The following is a 21,523-nucleotide window of genomic DNA, read 5'->3' on the forward strand; positions in this document are numbered from 1 at the left end:
CAAAAGGAGGATTACACTCATGCAAGAAACGTTAAAACAGCTTGAAACAGAAGCGATAGCGAAGGTTGAAGCAGCTAGCTCGCTCAAAGAAGTCAATGACATACGTGTTCAATATTTAGGGAAAAAAGGACCGATCACAGAGGTACTCCGCGGAATGGGCAAGCTCTCCGCAGAAGAAAGACCGAAAATGGGCGCACTCGCAAACGAAGTGAGAGAGCAGATTGCTGGTGCTATTGCTGAAAAAAATGAACAGCTGGAAAAAGAAGAAGTGAAAAAGAAACTTGCGTCTCAAACGATCGATGTGACATTGCCAGCAAACCCAATCAAAATAGGGGCAAGACATCCATTAACGATTGTTGTTGAAGATATTGAAGATTTATTTATTGGCATGGGCTATACCGTTGAAGAAGGTCCTGAGGTAGAAACGGATTACTATAACTTTGAAGCGCTGAATCTTCCAAAGGAGCATCCGGCACGTGATATGCAGGACAGCTTCTACATTACCGAGGATACACTGCTCAGAACACAAACGTCACCAGTTCAAGCGCGTACACTTGAAAAATATAAAGGACAAGGTCCTGTGAAAATCATTTGCCCTGGGAAAGTATATAGACGAGACAGTGATGACGCGACTCATTCACATCAATTTATGCAGATTGAAGGGCTTGTTGTTGATCACAATATTAGCATGAGTGATCTAAAAGGTACGCTTGAAACAGTCGCAAGAAAAATGTTTGGTGAAGATCGTGAAATTAGACTGCGTCCAAGCTTTTTCCCATTCACAGAACCATCTGTAGAAGTGGATGTGTCTTGCTTTAAATGTGGAGGAAAAGGCTGTTCTGTATGTAAAGGAACAGGCTGGATTGAGATTTTAGGAGCTGGAATGGTTCATCCGAATGTCCTGAAAATGAGCGGATTTGATCCGGAAACTTACCAAGGCTTTGCTTTTGGAATGGGTGTTGAACGGATTGCGATGCTCAAATACGGCATTGATGATATTCGTCATTTCTACACAAATGATATTAGATTCACAAAGCAATTCAAGCAGGACTAAGAGGAGGAAATCAACATGTTTGTTTCATATAAATGGTTAGAAGACTATGTCGATTTAGAAGGCATTCAGCCGGATGAATTAGCAGAAAAAATCACAAGAAGTGGAATTGAAGTGGAGGCCGTTGAATATAAAGGCGAGGGCATTAAAGGAGTTGTTGTTGGACACGTCGTGGAGCGAGAACAGCACCCGAATGCAGACAAATTAAACAAATGTCTTGTGGATATCGGAGAAGACGAACCGGTTCAAATTATTTGCGGGGCGCCGAATGTGGATAAAGGTCAATATGTGGCTGTCGCAACGGTTGGCGCAGTCCTTCCTGGGAACTTTAAAATTAAAAAAGCAAAGCTGCGCGGCGAAGAGTCTCATGGCATGATTTGTTCTCTGCAAGAATTAGGTGTCGAAAGCAAACTCGTACCAAAAGAATATGCAGAAGGTATTTTTGTTTTCCCAAATGACGTCAAACCCGGGGAAGATGCCCTTCAGGCACTTCAGTTAGACGATGCAGTACTTGAGCTTGGCTTAACGCCAAACCGCGCGGATGCCCTGAATATGCTAGGTGTTGCCTATGAGGTTGCAGCCATCTTAGGGAAAGAGATCAAACTTCCTGATACAGCACATGACACGTCTTCAGAAAAAGCAGCAGACTATATTTCTGTGAAAATTGAAGATCAAGAAGCGAATCCACTTTATGCTGCGAAGATCATTAAAAATGTAAAGATTGGACCAGCACCGCTTTGGATTCAAACAAGATTGATGAATGCAGGCATTCGCCCAATTAACAATGTCGTCGATATTACAAACTTTGTACTGCTTGAATACGGTCAGCCACTTCATGCATTTGATTATGATCGCTTTGGTTCAAAGCAAGTGGTCGTACGTAAAGCAACTGATAGTGAAAGCATTCAAACACTTGATGAGCAAGAGCGTACACTTTCATCAAAGCATCTTGTCATCACGAATGGCACGAAAGCGCACGCTGTCGCAGGCGTCATGGGCGGCCTTGAATCAGAGGTGCGTGATGAAACGACAACGATTCTCTTAGAAGCGGCATATTTCAACGGTCAAACAGTCCGTCAAGCATCTAGAGATTTAGGGCTTCGCAGTGAATCAAGCACACGATTTGAAAAAGGACTTGATCCGCAACGTACGAAATCAGCAGCCGAAAGAGCAGCGCAATTGATCAGCATCTATGCAGGTGGTGAAGTGTTAAGTGGGACTGTGGAGGAAAACCACCTTGAAACAAATATGAATGTCATCCACGTATCCACTGAGCGTGTGAACAAGGTGCTTGGCATGAGCATTTCAAAAGAAGATATGATTCAAATTTTCAACAAACTGGGCTTTACAGTGGGTGAATCAAATGACGTACTTGTTGTAACGGTTCCTTCTCGCAGAATGGATATCACAATTGAAGAAGATCTCATTGAAGAAGTTGCGAGATTATACGGCTACGATAATATCCCATCTACACTACCTGCGACAGCTGGTACAGTTGGAGGTCTCACGCCATACCAAGTGAAGCGCAGAAAGGTGAGACGTTTCTTAGAAGGCGCAGGTCTTTCTCAAGCGATCACGTATTCATTGACAAATCAGCATAAATCTACTGCCTTTGCATTGAATTCAGCTTATAAAACAAGACTTTCCTTGCCAATGAGTGAGGAACGAAGTGTGCTTAGACAAAGTCTACTGCCAAACTTACTTGATTCAGTTGCCTATAACTTGGCTAGACAAGCTGATTCATTTGGCTTTTATGAAACGGGTTCTGTGTTCTTAGCAGAAGCTGAAGGGGCAAAACCGGTGGAAAAAGAACATGTCGCTGGGGCGCTGACAGGCTTATGGCATAAAAATCTTTGGCAGGGCGAGAAAAAAGCTGTCGATTTTTATGTAGCGAAAGGAATTGCAGAAGGTCTATTTGAAAAGCTTGGTGTATCAGGCCAAATCACATATGTTCAAGCAGAGCGTGAAGGTCTTCACCCAGGACGTACAGCAGATGTTCATTTAAATGGAAAAGTCATTGGGTTTGTTGCTGCGCTTCATCCAGTCGTTGAAAAGGAATTAGATTTAAAAGAAACATATGTCTTCGAGTTTGATTTAACAGATGTGATGACGTCTGAATCCAAGGATATGAAATATACAGCAATTCCGAGATTCCCTGCTGTGACAAGAGATATTGCACTTGTCGTAGATCAGCATATCTCAAGCGGACAGCTGGAGCAGGTCATCTTTGAAGCAGGCGGGAATTTACTGACTGATCTATCCGTCTTTGATGTGTATGAAGGTGAACACATGGAAGAAGGCAAAAAGTCTGTTGCATTCTCTCTCCAATATTTAAATCCGGAACAAACATTGACAGAGGAAGAAGTCACCGCTGTTCATACAAAAGTATTGAAAGCATTAGAAGATACGTATCAAGCCGTCTTGCGCGGTTAAAGAAAAAAGAGCTAAGGCCGTATTGGCCTAGCTCTTTTTTATAACCATTTTTTCGCTTTTTGTGTGTTGGCAAAATGCAGTTTTGTAAATTGACGTAGAGCCTCTTCGCCGTGCATCTTGATGAGCTTTGCAGCGGCCTTGTCCACATGAGGACCTGCTCCCTTTGGAATCTCAAACCCTGCTGCTTCAGATAACTTATCCATTTCAATTAAAAAAGCGTACCTTGCAATAATGGAAGCGGCAGCAACTGACAAATGAATGCCTTCTGCTTTTGTGCTAAAGTACGTCCGCTCCCGAATGATTTTTTTTCCAGCAAGATGCTTAAAATAAATACCCGGTTCTGCAAATTGGTCAATCAAAATAGCTTCAGGCTGTTTCCCATCTAATTTCTCCAGCACAGAGGTGATGACTTGGTTGTGAAGGAGCGCCTTCATTTTCCCTTGGCTCATGCCCTTTCCCTGCATGGCATTGTACTTTTCATTTCGTAGTACGAGAAGGCTGAACGGAATGGTTTTGATGAGATCTTTAGCAATGTTGATAATTTGCGGGTCTTTTAGGCCTTTTGAGTCTTTTACGCCAAGCTCTTTCATGAGAGCAAGGTGGCTGGCATCAACATAGGCGGCACAGACCGTTATTGGTCCAAAATAATCACCTGTTCCTACTTCATCTGAACCGATGACGGACATAGAGGCAATCCCTGACGGCGGACTATATTTTGTGACAGCAGGTGTTTTTGAACTTTTCGGATCAGTTGCTTTTAAATGGCTGAATTGACTGGCTTCAGCTTCTGCCTTTTGTCCTTGAAATAGCACTTTTCCAGATCGATAAGCTGTAATCGTACAGCCAGGAACCTTTGCTTGAAAAAGGGCGCCTGGTGGTAACGTATCAGTTAGGTGGTGCGCATACGCGCTCTTCATCTTTTTAAGGTCTTCTGATGTTGCTTTTAAGACGGATTGGGGCACAGTGGATAACTCCTTTTTACCTTGATATCATTGATTTCTAAAGTGTACCATAACAGGGAAGGGCTCGTCTTTCCATTCAATGTCTAAACATGTTATGATAGAGACTAGGATTCTCGTGGAATGGAGGAGAAACGTTGTCTGACGGCGGTAAAACGAAAACAACAGTTGAGATTTACGGACAGTCCTATACGATCATCGGTCAAGAAACGAAGATGCATATGCGACACGTTGCTTCAATTGTTGATGATAAAATGAGAGAAATAAATGAAAAAAACCCATACCTTGATATAAACAAATTAGCTGTACTGACAGCAGTCAATGTCGTCCACGACTACTTGAAATTAAAAGAGCAATACGAAAAACTAGAGATTCAGCTTAAAGAAAAGGAATGAAATTACCGTGATCGATATCATCATTTTGTTTTTGCTTCTTATGGGAACGCTTGTCGGTCTAAAACGCGGGTTTATTCTTCAATTTATTAAATTGATCAGCTTTGTTGTTTCTATCTTAGTGGCTTCCATGTTTTATCAGTCACTTGCACCACAGCTTACGTGGATTCCAGCACCTAATTTTAGCGGCGGTCAAGCGCAGCTCGCTTTCTTTAGTGGGAATCTAGAAACAGCTTATTATAATACCATTGCGTTTATCATTCTGTTTATCTTGACCAAAATCCTGCTCGCCATCATTGGCGGATTGCTCACAACCATTGCAAGTATACCTGTAATTAAGCAGGTCAACAAACTGCTTGGCGGTGTTTTAGGATTTCTTGAAACCTATCTATTTGTATTTATTCTCTTGTTTGTCGCTGCATTACTTCCAGTCGATGCACTGCAAACAATGTTGAGCAAATCGATATTAGCAGATGCGATCGTCAGCCACACCCCTTATCTGTCCGGTCTTGTCAAAGACTTATGGACGACGTATGGAGTTTAAAAACTTCTCCTATCTTGGAGAAGTTTTTTCTCATTCCATGACAGAAAGTTGTAGGATGAAGGAAAAGTTTGTATATTTATAAATGAAGATGCCAAAGCGGCTGGAGGATGAGAGATGAATAAAAAAGATATTATCAAACTTCTTGAAACAATTGCAGTCTATATGGAGCTAAAAGGAGATAATCCTTTTAAAATTTCTGCCTTTCGTAAAGCAGCAGCGGCACTGGAACAAGATGACCGCAGCCTTTCTCAAATAGATGATCTATTAGCATTACCCGGCATTGGAAAAGGAACCTTTGCTGTGATCACTGAGTATATCGAAAAAGGACAATCAGAAACACTCGAACAATTAAAAAAGGAAGTGCCTGAAGGACTTGTCCCGCTTTTGAAATTGCCAGGACTCGGCGGGAAGAAGATCGCTAAGCTTTACCAAGAGCTTGGCGTCCATGATGCACAGTCTCTAAAAGAAGCATGCGAAGCGGAAAAGGTACAAGCGCTTGCTGGCTTCGGGAAAAAAACAGAAGAAAAGATTCTTGCAGCTCTTGAAGAAGCAGGAAAGCAGCCAGAACGACTGCCAATTGGCTTTGCATTAGATGTGGCAGAGCGGATAGATCATGCACTTGAAGAGATGAAAGGTATCATCCGTTTTTCAAGAGCCGGCAGCTTAAGACGTGCACGCGAAACCGTCAAAGATTTAGATTATATCATTGCAACAGACAATCCTGAGCAAGTCAGAGAGCAACTTGTTGCACTTGATGATGTGAAAGATGTAATCGCAAGCGGTCATACGAAGGTATCTGTTGTGCTTGCCCTTGATTTTGAAATCAGTGTTGATTTCAGGCTTGTGACATCAGATCAATTCGCAACGACGCTGCACCATTTCACTGGCTCAAAAGATCATAATATTCGAATGCGTCAGCTTGCGAAGGAACGCGGAGAGCGCATTAGCGAATATGGTGTGGAAACGATTGAAACTGGAGAAGTAAAAACGTTTAAAGACGAAAGCGCTTTTTATGCGCATTTTCAACTTCCGCTCATTCCACCAGAAATTCGTGAAACCGGAGCAGAGATTGATACGTATAAAGAAAGTATGCAGTTTGTAGAATTGAGAGATATCAAAGGCGACCTACATATGCACTCGACATGGAGTGACGGAGCTTTCTCTATTCGTGAAATGGCGGAAGCATGTATCGCAAAAGGCTATGAATACATGGCGATTACAGACCACTCGCAATATTTAAAAGTAGCCAACGGTTTAACAAAAGAACGTTTGCGTTTGCAAGCAAAAGAAATTGATAAGTTGAATCAGGAATTCGAGCATTTTCACATATTCAAAGGGGTCGAAATGGATATCCTGCCTGATGGATCGTTAGATTATGATGATGACTTTTTAAAAGACATGGATTTTGTCATTGCGTCTATTCATTCTAGCTTCTCTCAGCCGGAAGAAGTCATTATGGAACGCCTTGAAAATGCCTTGCGTAATCAACATGTTGATTTAATTGCACATCCAACAGGCCGTTTAATCGGTAGACGGGATGGCTATGCCTTAAATATAGATCAGCTCATAGAGCTTGCGAAGAAAACAGGCACTGCACTTGAACTCAACAGCAATCCATCAAGACTTGATTTGAAAACAGAGCACTTAATCAAAGCAAATGAAGCGGGTGTGAACATCATGATCAATACAGATGCGCACAACATCGCCATGCTGGAACATATGGAAGTTGGTGTAACAGCTGCAAGAAAGGGCTGGACACAAAAAGGAAATGTCGTGAATACTTTTACTCTAAACGAGATCAAAAAGTTTTTAACGCGTGACAGGTAGTCGTTAGGAGGCTGGACCATGCTGCAACAAAAAGTGTTATCATCATTAGAATTTCATAAAGTAAAAGAAAAAGTGATGTCCTATACCGCATCCACATTAGGAAAAGAAAGAGCGCAGGATTTAACACCTTTGACGGATATAGAAACCATTCAGCATTTGCTGGAAGAGGTAGCAGAAGCGCAAGATGTGATCCGCTTAAAGGGATCTGCGCCATTTGGCGGATTAACAGATATTAGACGTGCAGTGAAACGGGCAGAAATCGGCAGTACATTAAGCCCTTCTGAGCTGATGGAAATCGCAGGACTATTATATGCGGTGAAAAATATGAAACACTTTCTCACGTCCATGTATGAAGATGGAGTAGATATACCGCGCCTTCATACATATGCTGAGACGTTGATATTACTGCCAGAAATCAGAAAAGAAATCGAAAGCTGTATTGGTGATAATGGAGAAGTGCTTGATCATGCAACCCCTGCCCTTCGTTCATTGCGCATTCAATTACGCTCACTAGAATCAAAAGTCCGTGATAAATTAGAAGCGATGATTCGTTCACAATCGGCTTCAAAAATGCTGTCAGACACCATTGTCACCATTCGTAATGACCGGTTTGTTATTCCAGTGAAACAAGAGTACCGCTCGAATTACGGCGGAATTGTTCACGATCAGTCTTCATCAGGGGCAACTCTTTTTATTGAGCCGCAAGTCGTCGTGGATGTAAATAACACCTTGCAGCAAACCCGTTTAAAAGAGAAGCAAGAGGTTGAAAAGATCCTGCAAATGCTGACAGAGAGTGTGTCAGAGCACATTGGGGAACTGCTTCACAATGTAAAGGAACTACAGACGCTAGATTTTATTTTTGCTAAAGCTAAATATGCAAAGACAGAAAAAGCCACTAAACCTGCTGTGAATGATCAAGGAGAAATCTATTTAAAACGAGCAAGACATCCTCTATTGCCTCGGGATCAAGTTGTCGCAAATGATATTGAACTCGGTAAAGATTTTTCAACAATTGTGATCACTGGACCAAATACAGGGGGAAAGACCGTTACTTTAAAAACGCTTGGTCTTCTGACGCTGATGACACAGGCGGGCCTCCATATTCCAGTTGAAGAAGGCTCTGAAGTGGCTGTGTTCGACCAAGTCTTTGCTGATATTGGAGACGAACAATCCATTGAACAAAGCTTGAGTACGTTCTCATCTCATATGGTCAATATTGTCGATATCTTAAAGAATTTGACTTCTAACTCTCTCGTTTTATTTGATGAATTGGGGGCAGGAACAGACCCAGCTGAAGGTGCGGCACTTGCGATGAGCATATTAGATGAAGTGCATCAAACAAATGCACGTGTCATTGCAACGACTCATTACCCCGAGCTGAAGGCATATGGGTATAACCGGGAAGGCGTCACGAATGCAAGCGTGGAGTTTGATATCGAAACCTTATCACCAACGTACCGCCTGCTCATCGGTGTGCCTGGACGAAGTAACGCATTTGAAATTTCAAAGCGTCTTGGTTTGCCAGATCACCTGATAGACCGGGCAAAAGCGGATATGCATGCAGAGCATAATGAAGTAGACCAAATGATTGCTTCATTAGAAGATAGCAAGAAACAGGCAGAAGAAGAACTGCATGAGACAGAAGTCTATAGAAAAGAAGCAGAAAAGCTTCATAAAGAATTGCAAAGACAAATTCTTGAATGGAATGAGCAAAAAGACAAACTGCTTGAAGAAGCTGAACTGAAAGCGAAAGAGAAAATTGAACAAGCATCAAAAGAAGCAGAAGAGATCATTCAAGAGCTCCGTTCGATAAAAAGTGAACACCGCTCATTCAAAGAGCATGAACTCATCGATGCGCGAAAGCGTCTTGAAGAAGCCGTTCCTGAGTTTGACAGGAAAAAGAAGCCAGAGCCAGCGAAAAAAGCAGTAAGACAGCTGAAGTCAGGCGACGAAGTCAAAGTGCTCACCTTCGGGCAAAAAGGAACGTTGCTTGAACAAACAGGCGACAAAGAATGGAGTGTCCAAATGGGCATTCTGAAAATGAAGGTAAAAGAAAAAGACATGGAATTTATCAAATCAGCACCTGAATTTAAGCAAGAAAAAGCCATCACGGCAGTTAAAGGGAAAGATTATCATGTCTCGCTCGAACTCGATTTAAGAGGCGAGCGTTATGAAAATGCCTTAAGCAGAGTCGAAAAATATTTAGATGATGCTGTATTAGCTGGTTATCCGCGTGTGTCTATTATTCACGGAAAAGGAACTGGCGCCCTTAGAAAAGGGGTTCAGGAATTACTGAAACAGCATCGAAGTGTGAAAAATGCTCGTTTTGGCGAACAAGGTGAGGGAGGATCAGGCGTCACCATCGTCGAATTAAAGTAAAAAGGAGAAAACGCATGAAAGCCTTTTGGGAAAATGAACTTGTGGAAATTGCCGCCTATTATAGCGTGGCCGTCCTCTGTCTCGTCTTATTTCTAACCATTTTTGAACTCGTCACCTCTTATAAAAACTGGGAAGAGATCCAGCGTGGCAACTTAGCTGTTGCCATGGCAACAGGCGGGAAGATCTTTGGGATTGCGAATGTGTTTCAGCATTCAATCGCACAGCACAATTCCCTTCTTCAAATGGTTGGATGGGGCGTATACGGCTTTGTGATGCTGCTCGTCAGCTATTTCATTTTTGAATTTTTAACACCGCGTTTTAAAGTAGACAAAGAGATTGAAAATGATAATAGAGCGGTCGGGTTTATTTCACTTATCATTTCAGTTGGGCTGTCTTATGTAGTAGCAGCCGGCATTTAAGGAGACGACATGGAAAAGCTAGCAAAAGTATTAATCGTAGTTGCCTGCACTTTTGCGGTCATTGGTGCCGTTTATCTGTTCCTGTGAAATGAAAAAACAACGTTAGAAAGCTGTCAGGGAACCCTTGACAGCTTTTATCTCATCAAAGGCGGCGAATGATGATATGAAGCACATTCTGCAAAAAGACGAACTGATCAAGCGCATTGACACTTGTCTTCAAATGACATCCCTCCCAAGAAACATATATGAACCGTATATTGCACGTCCATTTCAAACGTCAGGATTTTTTGATGAGTTGAGTCCCTATATTCAAATTGATTCGAATGGCTATATCCTCATTCAATATGAACGAGGAATTCAAATGCTGCATAAAAGAACAAAAGTGGCGGATGAAGTCATTTACTGGATTTTAGAAGATACCATTTTTCTCACGACTTACATCGACATGATGAGGAAGTATCAAGTCGACAACATCCAGACGCATTTACCGAATGACCCCAGTATCCATCAGCAGATTGTGGATAGAGTCAACGAGTCATTTCGTGCTATTGGTGGTTTATATGAACAGTGGCATCATGAAGGAAAAAGAGCTTCTATCGAAACACCGGCGAAAAAGTAAATATGTGCAATTGAACCAAGCCCTATTAGAAAAAAGCAAACTGCCCTAAGGAAAAGTTTGCTATAATATAATAGTACGAAAGTTCAGGAAGGAGGGTTTTTATGCAGTCAGATAAACGTTGGCTTCTGCATTACCCGAATCAAATTCCCCACGAACTCACCATCCCAAATGAAACATTGCAATCTTACTTATTCAGCTCCGCAGAGGCTGCACCTGAGCATACAGCCATTCATTTTCTAGGAAAGAACATCACCTATGAACAGCTGCAAGAAGACGTATTGAAACTAGCCAATCATCTGATCAAAATTGGCGTGAAAAAAGGCGACAGAGTAGCGATTATGCTACCGAACTGCCCTCAATCAGTCATCTCTTATTACGCTGTTTTAATAGCAGGTGGCATCGTTGTTCAAACAAACCCGCTCTATACAGAGAAAGAACTGGAATACCAAATGGAAGACAGCGGCGCCAAAGTGCTGATCACGCTCGATCTGTTGTATCCAAAGGCTTATAAAATGAAAGCGCTGACAAGTATGGAGCACTTCATCATTACCAAACTACAAGATTATTTGCCATTTCCGAAAAACATACTGTTTCCTATTGTGCAAAGAAGAAAAAATAAAATGGTTATCCAAGTCGAGAGAAATGAAACCATTCATCACTTCGCGCAGATTATGAAAGAATTAGAAGGTGAACAGCAGATACCCGCACTTTCCTTTGATCCGAAAGAGGATATCGCTGTTTTGCAATATACAGGCGGAACGACCGGTTTACCAAAAGGGGTCATGCTCACACATGAGAATATTTTAGCGAATACTGAAATGTGCGCTTCTTGGATGTATAAAACGAACAGGGGGAAAGAACGCATCCTCGGCATCATTCCGTTTTTTCATGTCTACGGAATGACGACCGTCTTAAATCTTGCTGTCAAAGAAGGGCACCAAATGATTTTGCTCCCACGCTTTGATGTCGCAGATACCCTCAAAACCATTGAAAAACAGAAGCCGACGCTATTTCCAGGCGCACCAACTATGTATATTGCCTTGCTGAATCATCCGAACATTGAAAAGTATGACCTGTCGTCCATCACTGCATGTCTAAGCGGCTCAGCGGCACTACCTGTTGAAGTCAAACAAAGCTTTGAAAAATTAACAGGAGGACGCTTAGTGGAGGGGTATGGACTTTCAGAAACCTCTCCCGTCACTCATTCTAACTTTTTATGGGGAGCGAACAAAACAGGCAGCATTGGCTGCCCGTGGCCTAATACAGATGCCGGTATTTACTGCGAAGAAACCGGAGGCCTCAAAGAGCCATATGAGCATGGGGAAATTATTGTGAAAGGCCCTCAGATCATGAAAGGATACTGGAATCAGCCAGAGGAGACAGAGGCTGTCTTACGAGATGGCTGGTTTTTCACTGGAGATATAGGGTATATGGATGAGGACGGTTTTTTCTATATCGTTGACCGAAAAAAAGATGTGATCATTGCGAGCGGCTATAATATTTACCCAAGAGAGGTCGAAGAAGCCCTTTATGAGCATGAGCTTGTACAAGAAGTTGTCGTTGCAGGTATTCCAGATCCGTACAGAGGAGAAACAGTGAAAGCATTTATTGTACCGAAAAAGAATGCCTACTTAACAGAGGACGAACTTGATCGCTTTGTCAGAACGAGAATTGCCTCATTTAAAGTACCACGCGTGTATGAATTTAAAGAGTCACTGCCTAAAACAGCCGTCGGGAAGATATTGCGCAGAGTATTAATTGAAGAAGAAAAAAGAAAGCACGCTTCTTCAGCTGAAACGCCTGCCGATCAACCGAAAACATAGTCGTTCATCATCCGGTCCACAGGCCGGATGATTTGAATGTTGACCGGCTGCTCTGTTATGCTAAAAGAGGAAAAAAAGAAGAAGATCACTTGACAAATCGTCCGTTTCTTTTTAACATAAAGTTATGAATGAATACTCATTCAATTTAGAAAGGGACGAAGCACATTGAAGCAGAAAAGACCGAAGTACATGCAAATTATTGATGCAGCAGTTGTGGTGATTGCAGAGAATGGCTATCACCAATCACAAGTTTCAAAAATTGCGAAACAAGCAGGGGTAGCAGACGGAACCATTTATCTTTATTTTAAAAATAAAGAGGATATTTTGATCTCCTTATTCAAAGAAAAAATGGGACAATTCATCGAACGGATGGAAACAGATATTCAAAAGAAACCGTCTGCGAAAGAAAAGCTTCTACTGCTCATTGAAGAGCATTTTCGTATGCTTGCGCAAAATCATCATTTGGCTCTTGTGACACAGCTTGAACTCAGGCAGTCAAACCTTGAGCTGCGGCAAAAAATCAATGAGGTGCTGAAAGGGTATTTAAATATGCTCGAATCCATTTTAGCAGATGGAAAGAAAACAGGAGAATTTAGACAAAATCTAGATGTCCGTTTAGCGAGACAAATGGTATTTGGGACGATTGATGAAACCGCTACAACATGGGTCATGAATGATCAAAAATATGATCTTCCTGCACTTGCAGAAAACGTACGTGATCTACTCTTAAACGGAATACATCAATCTTAAAGACATTTTGAAAAAGGATGATTGACATGGAAAAGATACTCACCTTACATCATGAAGGACAGACAGCACTTATCACGATTCAGCATCCACCAGCAAACGCCTTATCTTCTCAGCTGCTTAGCGAGCTGAATGACATGTTTGACCAGCTCGAACAAAATGAAGAAGTAAGAGCCATTGTGATTCACGGGGAAGGAAGATTTTTCTCAGCAGGTGCTGATATTAAGGAATTTACGACCTTGCAGGAAGAGTCTGACTATTCAAGCCTTGCAGACAGAGGACAGCAGGTCTTTGAACGGATTGAACAATGTCCGAAACCGGTCATTGCTTCAATTCACGGAGCTGCATTAGGCGGGGGCCTTGAGCTTGCCATGTCTTGTGATATACGAATCGCAACAAAAGATGCGAAGCTTGGACTGCCAGAACTAAACCTCGGTATCATTCCAGGATTCGGCGGTACGCAGCGCCTACCGCGCTATGTTGGTTCTGCAAAAGCGCTAGAAATGATGGGTACAGCTGAACCGATTACAGGAGAAGAAGCATTTGCTTGCGGACTTGTGTCAAAGCTGGCAGAAACAGAGGAAGAGGCGCTCGAAGCAGCCAAAACACTTGCGTCAAAATTTGCAACGAAAAGTCCAAAATCACTCGAATATGTGCTGGATTTATTGAATGCGACAAAATTGTATTCATATGACGGCGGTATGAAGCTAGAAGCCAAAAAGTTCGGTGAGATTTTCCAATCGAATGATGCCAAAGAAGGTATTCAAGCCTTTATCGAAAAGCGCAAACCAAATTTTAAAGGGGAATAAGGGATTAAACGACACAAGGGGGAGAAATAAATGAATATATTTGTTTTGATGAAGCGTACGTTTGACACGGAAGAGAAGATTTCGATTCAGTCTGGTGCAATTCAAGAAGATGGAGCAGAGTTCATTATTAATCCTTATGACGAGTACGCCATAGAAGAAGCGATCCAGCTTCGCGACGAGCACGGGGGAGAAGTGACCGTTGTGACAGTTGGCAGTGAGGATGCGGAAAAGCAGCTGAGAACAGCGCTTGCTATGGGCTGCGATCAAGCCGTTTTATTAAATGTGGAAGACGACTTAGAAGAGTGGGATCAATATTCAGCTTCTACGATTCTTTACCATTATTTAAAAGACAAAGAGGCTTCCTTGATCTTAGCAGGGAATGTGGCAATTGACGGTGGCTCTGGACAGGTTGCCCCGCGTCTTGCTGAATTACTTGGGTTTTCATATGTCACAACGATTACAAGTATTCAAATTGATGGCGGCTCTGCTTCGATTGAACGAGATGCAGAAGGTGATGTGGAAGTCATTTCTGCTGAGCTCCCGCTTGTTGTCACTGCGCAGCAAGGTCTCAATGAGCCACGCTATCCATCATTACCTGGCATTATGAAGGCAAAGAAAAAGCCTTTAGAAGAATTGGAACTTGATGATTTAGATCTCGATGAAGATGATGTGCCATATAAAATCAAAACAATTGAACGTTTCTTACCGGAGAAAAAAGAGGGTGGCAAGGTGCTGAGCGGTGAGCTTCAGGATCAAGTCAAAGAACTGACAGATTTACTAAGAAATGAAGCGAAGGTCATCTAAACATCCACTTTACGATAATCACGAGAACAAGGGGGAACTTGAAAGATGAGTAAAAAAGTTGTTGTACTTGGAGAAAGTCGTGACGGTAAATTAAGAAATGTGACATTTGAAGCCATTGCTGCCGCTCATCAAGTGGCAGATGGCGGTGAAGTCATTGGCGTGTTAATAGGGGATGACGTCAAAGACCAAGCGAATGAACTGCTTTACTATGGAGCGGATCATGTCATGATTGTGGAGCATCCGCACCTTTCATATTATACGTCAGATGGATTTGCGCAAGCACTTCAAGCCATATTAGATCAGATTGACCCAGATGCCGTCCTTTTTGGCCATACGTCTATCGGAAAAGACTTGTCGCCGAAAATAGCTGCACGCTTGCAAACTGGCCTCATTTCAGATGCAATTGATGTAAGCGTTACCGGAGAACATCTTGTTTTTACAAGACCGATATACTCTGGAAAAGCCTTTGAAAAAGTGATTTCAACAGATCGTCTGCTTTTGGCAACCATCCGCCCAAATAACGTGGCACCTCTTGAGCGGGATGCCTCACGAAGCGGAGACATTACACCGGTTTCTGTCGATATTCAAAACTTGCGAACGATTGTGAAGGAAGTCATTAAAAAAACGTCAGAAGGTGTAGATTTATCTGAAGCAAAGGTCATTGTTGCCGGGGGACGTGGGGTCAAGAGTAAGGAAGGGTTTGAACCGCTGAATGAACTCGCTGAGACGCTGGGTGCAGCAGTCGGTGCCTCGCGTGGCGCCTGTGACGCAGACTACTGTGATTACGCCCTGCAAATTGGGCAAACAGGCAAGGTCGTCACACCTGATCTCTATATTGCGTGCGGGATATCAGGGGCGATTCAACATTTAGCCGGAATGTCTAACAGTAAAGTCATTGTGGCGATTAACAAAGACCCAGAAGCTGAGATCTTCAAAATCGCCGATTACGGAATCGTCGGTGACTTGTTTGAAGTGGTACCGCTTTTGAATGAAGAGTTAAAAAAGATGAATATCCACTCGTAACGCTCATACACTCAGAATGCCTAGGTATTCTGGGTTTTTTTGTATGTAATCAATACACAAAGGAGCGGTTGACAAGTGAAGGGGACAGTAAAAGTCAATGACGTGATCGGACGTATTTCTAAACACATCTATGGACATTTTCAAGAGCATTTAGGAAGAGGGATTTATGACGGGATTTGGGTCGGAAAAGATTCAGAGATCGATCATATTGAGGGGATTCGTACGGATGTGCTTAAAGCCCTTCAAGCATTACATATTCCGGTGCTTAGGTGGCCGGGCGGCTGCTTTGCAGACGAGTATCATTGGGCAAATGGTGTAGGAGATCTGAGCGAACGAAAGCCAATGGTGAACACTCATTGGGGTGGCACGGTTGAATCCAATGAATTTGGTACACATGAGTTTATGAAATTGTGTGAGCTACTTGAATGCGAGCCTTATATTTGCGGAAATGTGGGAAGTGGGACTGTTCAAGAATTAGCAGACTGGGTTGAGTACATCACCTTTCCAAAGGGAACGCCTATGTCTGATTGGCGCATTCAAAATGGAAAACATGAGCCTTGGGATTTGACCTATGTTGGTGTAGGAAACGAAAGCTGGGGCTGCGGCGGGAATATGACGCCTGAATACTATGCCGATTTATATAAACGATATCAAACGTATGTGAGAGAATTTGTAGGTCAATCCATATACAAAATTGCGTGCGGAGCCAATTCAAATGATGTGAATTGGACAAAAGTATTAATGGAGCGCGCCGCACCTTGGATGGATGGACTCAGTTTGCATTACTACACTGTACCTGGTACGTGGGAGAAGAAAGGGTCAGCGACTGAATTTGATGAAGATGAATGGTTTATCACGTTGAAAAAAGCCTATGAGATGGAACGGCTTGTCTTGGATCATGGAGAGATCATGGATCGGTATGACCCAGACAAGAGAATCGGGATGATCATTGATGAATGGGGGACATGGTATGATCCAGAACCAGGAACAAATCCAGGGTTTTTGTATCAGCAAAACACGCTAAGAGACGCACTTGTTTGTGCCCTTCATTTTCATATCTTTCATCGTCATTGCCAGCGAATTCATATGGCGAATATTGCTCAGACGGTCAATGTTCTTCAAGCAATGGTGTTAACGGAAGACGAAAAAATGCTTCTGACCCCGACGTATCATGTGTTTCACATGTTTCAAGTGCATCAAGTGGAGGAAGCACTTGAAGTGGATTTCGTGTCAACGCCTTATGAACGAAGCGGTGAAAAAATACCTCAAGTTAGTGTGTCAGCTTCGCGCTCGTCAGATAAGATGCATATTAGCTTCTGTCACCTGAATCCGCATGAACAAAACGAAGTATCCCTTGCCATTGAAGGTTTGGATGCACAAACGAAAGTCACGGGCCGCGTGCTGACAGCGGATCGCATGAATGCGCACAATACATTTGATGATCCCCATGCTGTCCAGCCAGTAGAGTTTCAGCAATTTGCTGTAAAATCCGGTGAGTTGACCATAGATCTGCCGCCAATGTCTGTGGTGATGATCACGATCGATCTGGCTTGATCGCATATTTAAATGTTTGATGAGCGGGATGTTGGGGCATCATACATTGTAAACAAAGCGGAAAGGGAGTTATTGATATGCTTAGAACGATTCTCATGATTATCGGTGCAATTGTTGTCATTGGTGCGATTGTGCGGTTTGTTTTTTAATTCATTTCATCAAAAATGATTCGTAAGCATTTCATTCGCAAGTCACATTGGTAGATGCTATACTAAAAAGCATAATTTACATTGGAGGAATGAATAATGGCAATCGTAAAAGCTACTGACGCAACATTTTCACAAGAAACTGCAGAAGGTGTTGTTATTGCGGACTTTTGGGCACCATGGTGCGGACCTTGTAAAATGATTGCTCCAGTTCTTGAAGAACTTGATCAAGAAATGGGCGATAAAATGAAAATTGTAAAAATTGATGTAGATGATAACCAAGAAACTGCTGGTAAATACGGCGTAATGAGTATCCCAACACTTCTTGTTTTAAAAGACGGTGAAGTGGTAGAAACTTCTGTTGGTTTCAAACCAAAAGAAGCACTTGCTGAGCTTGTTAACAAACATCTATAAACCTGTCTATGCCCAAGCGGCATACTCACTGAAGCGGTTCTCGTAAAGACGAGAGCCGCTTTTCTTTCAATATGGTATAAAACAAATGTTCGTGATACACTAGAAGGAGTGAAAGAGGAAAACAAGGACGGATGAAAATATGAACAAACTGATCAAAGAAAAGCTATCGGTCTTGCCAGATCAACCTGGCTGCTATTTAATGAAAGATCGACAAAATACAGTCATTTATGTGGGAAAGGCAAAGATCTTAAAAAATAGAGTACGCTCTTATTTCACTGGATCTCATGACGCCAAAACGCAGCGACTTGTCAGTGAAATTGAAGACTTTGAATACATTGTCACCTCTTCTAATATCGAGGCACTCATTTTAGAGCTGAATTTAATCAAAAAATACGACCCAAAATACAATGTCATGCTCAAGGATGACAAAACGTATCCTTTTATTAAAATTACGAATGAACGGCATCCTAAATTGATCGTCACCCGTCATGTAAAAAAGGACAAAGGGAAATATTTCGGACCATACCCGAACGTACAGGCAGCACGTGAAACAAAAAAACTGCTCGACCGTTTATATCCTCTCAGAAAATGTGCCACCCTCCCTGACCGCGTCTGTCTCTATTATCATCTTGGACAATGTCTTGCGCCATGTGTGTATGACATTTCTGAAGAAACGAATAAGCAGCTCGTGGATGAAATCATAAGGTTTCTAAACGGAGGACACCAGCAAATAAAAAAAGAACTCACCGAAAAAATGCAGGAAGCTGCCGAACAACTAGAGTTTGAACGGGCAAAAGAACTGAGAGATCAAATCGCTTACATTGACTCTACGATGGAAAAACAGAAAATGACGATGAGCGATTTATCAGATCGAGATGTTTTTGCATATGCCTATGACAAGGGCTGGATGTGTGTCCAAGTCTTCTTCATCAGGCAGGGAAAATTGATTGAACGCGACGTTAGCCTGTTTCCTATGTATCAAGATCCTGAGGAAGAGTTTCTCACGTTTATGGGGCAATTTTATGCAAAGAACAACCACTTTCTACCGAAGGAAATTTTGGTGCCAGATAGCGTAGATCAAGAGATGATTGAACAATTGCTTGAGACGAACGTTCATCAGCCGAAAAAAGGAAAGAAAAAGGACTTGCTTTTACTAGCCCATCAAAATGCCAAAATCGCTTTAAAAGAAAAATTTTCGCTCATTGAGCGTGATGAAGAGCGCTCAATTGGTGCGGTGAAGCAGCTTGGAGATGCACTAAATATTTATATGCCTTATCGGATTGAGGCTTTTGATAACTCGAATATTCAAGGTGCTGACCCAGTTTCTGCCATGGTCGTTTTTCAGGACGGGAAGCCGTATAAAAAGGAATACCGAAAATACAAAATTAAAACCGTCACAGGTCCAGATGATTATGCATCGATGCGTGAAGTCATTAGAAGGCGATATACTCGCGTGTTAAAGGATGAGCTTCCGCTACCAGATTTGATTTTAATTGACGGTGGAAAGGGACAGATCAATGCAGCGATAGATGTCCTTGAAAATGAGTTGAATCTGTCTGTTCCAGTAGCAGGTCTAGTCAAAGATGAAAAGCACCGGACTTCCAATCTGATGATGGGCGATACACTTGAAATTGTTGCACTTGAGCGGAATAGCCAAGCCTTCTATTTATTGCAGCGCATTCAAGATGAAGTGCACCGGTTCGCAATTAGCTTTCACAGGCAGCTACGCGGAAAAAATGCATTTCAATCTATTCTAGACGATGTGCCAGGTATCGGAGAAAAGCGTAAAAAACAGTTGCTTAAACATTTTGGCTCTGTGAAAAAGATGAAAGAAGCCACGATCGAAGACTTTCAAGAGGCTGGCATCCCGAAACAAACGGCCGAGCTTTTAATAGAAGCTTTAAAAAAATAGATTGTACTTTTTCAAAAAGTCTGTTAAGATTGTGACTAAATTTAATAAATGAACGTGTTGTTTGTTGAAGATAGAGGTGCGAACTTCAAGAGTAAGCCTTCAGAGATCGATGGGATCTAGGAAGAGGGCTGAAAGGGGAGCGTCGCCGAAGCGAATAAAATCCACTCATTTTATTCGCTGGCTGTACATTGAAGAAATGTAGGGCTGTCAAGAATTTATTTCTTGGAGGGCTATCTCATTGTTTGCATCGTTTGATGATGATTATAAAGCAATGGGAGATCTGTTCTCTCATTGCTTTTTTTATTTGCAGTGAGCGGGCAATCTCCAAAGCCGCTTCTTGCCTCTTCTCTCACACGTGATCTTTTGAAAAAGGGTGGTAGACATGGGACTAATTGTACAAAAATTTGGCGGAACGTCTGTTGGATCGACAGAAAAAATTCGCAATGCTGCAGAAAGGGTCATCGCTGAACGCGAGGCCGGACATGATGTGGTTGTGGTTGTGTCGGCAATGGGTAAATCAACGGATGTTCTAGTAGACCTAGCGAAAGAACTCACAGATCATCCGAGCAAAAGAGAAATGGATATGCTGCTCGCAACTGGAGAGCAAGTGACCATTTCCTTATTAACGATGGCGCTACAAGCAAAAGGCTATGATGCCATTTCCTTTACAGGCTGGCAGGCTGGTATGAAAACAGAGCAAGTACATGGTAACGCAAGAATCGTTGATATTGATGAATCAAGAGTAAAAGAGGAATTAAATGCTGGAAAAGTGGTTGTCGTGGCAGGTTTCCAAGGCATTGCAGATGATTTGCATATCACAACGCTTGGACGTGGTGGATCAGATACAACAGCTGTGGCACTTGCTGCTGCACTAAAAGCAGATAAATGTGATATTTACACAGACGTTCCAGGTGTGTTTACAACAGATCCGCGTTATGTACCGGCGGCACGAAAACTTGCAGGTATTTCATACGATGAGATGCTCGAACTGGCTAATTTAGGAGCTGGCGTCTTGCATCCGAGAGCTGTTGAATTTGCGAAAAATTATCAAGTCCCACTAGAAGTCCGTTCTAGTATTGAAAATGAATCGGGTACGTTAATTGAGGAGGAATCATCCATGGAACAAAATTTAGTCGTCAGAGGCATTGCATTTGAGGATCAGATTACACGCGTGACGGTGTGCGGTCTTTCAAGCGGTCTCACCACATTGTCGACCATCTTTACGACACTTGCGAAACAAAATATCAATGTGGATATCATCATTCAGTCCGTCACAAGCACCAATCAGACGTCGATCTCTTTCTCTGTGAAAACGGATGATTTGTCTAAAACAGTTGAAGTGTTAGAAGAATACAAAGGAGCACTTGGCTATGAACAGATCGAGACAGAAAGCAAATTAGCCAAAGTATCTATCGTTGGATCGGGTATGGTCTCAAATCCAGGCGTAGCCGCAGAAATGTTCGCTGTGTTAGCGGAAAAAGACATACAAGTGAAAATGGTCAGTACGTCTGAAATCAAAGTCTCAACAGTGGTTGGCCGTGACGATATGGTCAAAGCAGTAGAAGCACTGCATGATGCGTTTGATTTATCAAAGGTAGCTGCCCATTCTTAAAACAAAAAGGAGGTGTATCTCATGAAAGAGTGCACCTCTTTTTTATATTCGTAACC

General features: G+C 42.4%; 18 protein-coding genes and 1 riboswitch. Of the genes, 17 read left to right on the forward strand and 1 reads right to left on the reverse strand.

The annotated features are described in order from the left end of the window. Positions 1-19: 19 nt before the first annotated feature. Both pheS and pheT read left to right on the forward strand, forming a co-directional pair. Positions 20-1,054, forward strand: coding sequence for a phenylalanine--tRNA ligase subunit alpha (pheS, locus tag GPS65_RS07155; protein ID WP_012010834.1), 1,035 nt, complete (start codon positions 20-22; stop codon positions 1,052-1,054). Positions 1,055-1,069: 15 nt separating this feature from the next. Further along, positions 1,070-3,484 (forward strand): phenylalanine--tRNA ligase subunit beta, encoded by a 2,415-nt coding sequence (gene pheT / locus GPS65_RS07160; protein ID WP_161985390.1) that lies wholly within the window; start codon positions 1,070-1,072, stop codon positions 3,482-3,484. A gap of 38 nt (positions 3,485-3,522) precedes the next feature. Here the strand turns inward: pheT and rnhC are convergent, their stop codons facing one another. Further along, positions 3,523-4,446 (reverse strand): ribonuclease HIII, encoded by a 924-nt coding sequence (rnhC, locus tag GPS65_RS07165; RefSeq protein WP_119125203.1) that lies wholly within the window; start codon positions 4,444-4,446, stop codon positions 3,523-3,525. Between the two features lie 134 nt (positions 4,447-4,580). Here rnhC and zapA point away from each other — a divergent pair, with 134 nt between their 5' ends. From zapA to GPS65_RS07240, 15 genes are all read left to right on the forward strand, one after another. Further along, positions 4,581-4,838 carry a cell division protein ZapA gene (zapA, locus tag GPS65_RS07170; protein ID WP_012010831.1) on the forward strand — a complete coding sequence of 86 codons (258 nt, stop codon included), beginning with the start codon at positions 4,581-4,583 and terminating at the stop codon, positions 4,836-4,838. 7 nt (positions 4,839-4,845) lie between these two features. Further along, on the forward strand, positions 4,846-5,379 hold the full coding sequence (locus GPS65_RS07175) for a CvpA family protein (RefSeq protein ID WP_012010830.1): 534 nt from the start codon (positions 4,846-4,848) through the stop codon (positions 5,377-5,379). Between the two features lie 114 nt (positions 5,380-5,493). Next, complete coding sequence (polX, locus tag GPS65_RS07180) at positions 5,494-7,206, forward strand: DNA polymerase/3'-5' exonuclease PolX (protein ID WP_119125201.1); 1,713 nt, start codon at positions 5,494-5,496, stop codon at positions 7,204-7,206. Between the two features lie 21 nt (positions 7,207-7,227). Beyond that, positions 7,228-9,585 carry an endonuclease MutS2 gene (locus tag GPS65_RS07185; RefSeq protein ID WP_119125714.1) on the forward strand — a complete coding sequence of 786 codons (2,358 nt, stop codon included), beginning with the start codon at positions 7,228-7,230 and terminating at the stop codon, positions 9,583-9,585. Between the two features lie 14 nt (positions 9,586-9,599). Then, entirely contained in the window at positions 9,600-10,004 is a 405-nt protein-coding gene (locus GPS65_RS07190; protein WP_007501637.1) for a DUF350 domain-containing protein, read from the forward strand. 163 nt (positions 10,005-10,167) lie between these two features. Continuing rightward, the gene (locus tag GPS65_RS07195) at positions 10,168-10,623 is read left to right on the forward strand and encodes an immunity 63 family protein (protein WP_012010827.1); all 456 of its coding nucleotides are present in this window, start codon (positions 10,168-10,170) and stop codon (positions 10,621-10,623) included. Positions 10,624-10,724: 101 nt separating this feature from the next. Beyond that, on the forward strand, positions 10,725-12,446 hold the full coding sequence (locus tag GPS65_RS07200; RefSeq protein WP_012010826.1) for an AMP-binding protein: 1,722 nt from the start codon (positions 10,725-10,727) through the stop codon (positions 12,444-12,446). Between the two features lie 165 nt (positions 12,447-12,611). Next, positions 12,612-13,196 (forward strand): fatty acid metabolism transcriptional regulator FadR, encoded by a 585-nt coding sequence (locus tag GPS65_RS07205; protein ID WP_012010825.1) that lies wholly within the window; start codon positions 12,612-12,614, stop codon positions 13,194-13,196. A 26-nt stretch (positions 13,197-13,222) separates the two neighbouring features. After that, positions 13,223-14,002 (forward strand): enoyl-CoA hydratase, encoded by a 780-nt coding sequence (locus GPS65_RS07210; protein ID WP_012010824.1) that lies wholly within the window; start codon positions 13,223-13,225, stop codon positions 14,000-14,002. Between the two features lie 30 nt (positions 14,003-14,032). Further along, complete coding sequence (locus tag GPS65_RS07215) at positions 14,033-14,806, forward strand: electron transfer flavoprotein subunit beta/FixA family protein (protein ID WP_012010823.1); 774 nt, start codon at positions 14,033-14,035, stop codon at positions 14,804-14,806. Between the two features lie 45 nt (positions 14,807-14,851). Beyond that, entirely contained in the window at positions 14,852-15,829 is a 978-nt protein-coding gene (locus GPS65_RS07220; protein WP_012010822.1) for an electron transfer flavoprotein subunit alpha/FixB family protein, read from the forward strand. A 75-nt stretch (positions 15,830-15,904) separates the two neighbouring features. Further along, positions 15,905-17,383: an alpha-N-arabinofuranosidase gene (locus GPS65_RS07225; RefSeq protein ID WP_012010821.1), complete on the forward strand. Its 1,479-nt coding sequence runs from the start codon at positions 15,905-15,907 to the stop codon at positions 17,381-17,383. Positions 17,384-17,628: 245 nt separating this feature from the next. Beyond that, positions 17,629-17,943: a thioredoxin gene (gene trxA / locus GPS65_RS07230; RefSeq protein WP_003216330.1), complete on the forward strand. Its 315-nt coding sequence runs from the start codon at positions 17,629-17,631 to the stop codon at positions 17,941-17,943. Positions 17,944-18,082: 139 nt separating this feature from the next. Then, positions 18,083-19,855: an excinuclease ABC subunit UvrC gene (uvrC, locus tag GPS65_RS07235; protein ID WP_088001958.1), complete on the forward strand. Its 1,773-nt coding sequence runs from the start codon at positions 18,083-18,085 to the stop codon at positions 19,853-19,855. Between the two features lie 63 nt (positions 19,856-19,918). Further along, positions 19,919-20,096, forward strand: a riboswitch (Lysine riboswitch). Between the two features lie 141 nt (positions 20,097-20,237). After that, positions 20,238-21,467 (forward strand): aspartate kinase, encoded by a 1,230-nt coding sequence (locus GPS65_RS07240; protein ID WP_119125200.1) that lies wholly within the window; start codon positions 20,238-20,240, stop codon positions 21,465-21,467. Positions 21,468-21,523: the final 56 nt, after the last annotated feature.

It is taken from the genome of Bacillus pumilus (assembly GCF_009937765.1).
Lineage (GTDB): Bacteria > Bacillota > Bacilli > Bacillales > Bacillaceae > Bacillus > Bacillus pumilus_O.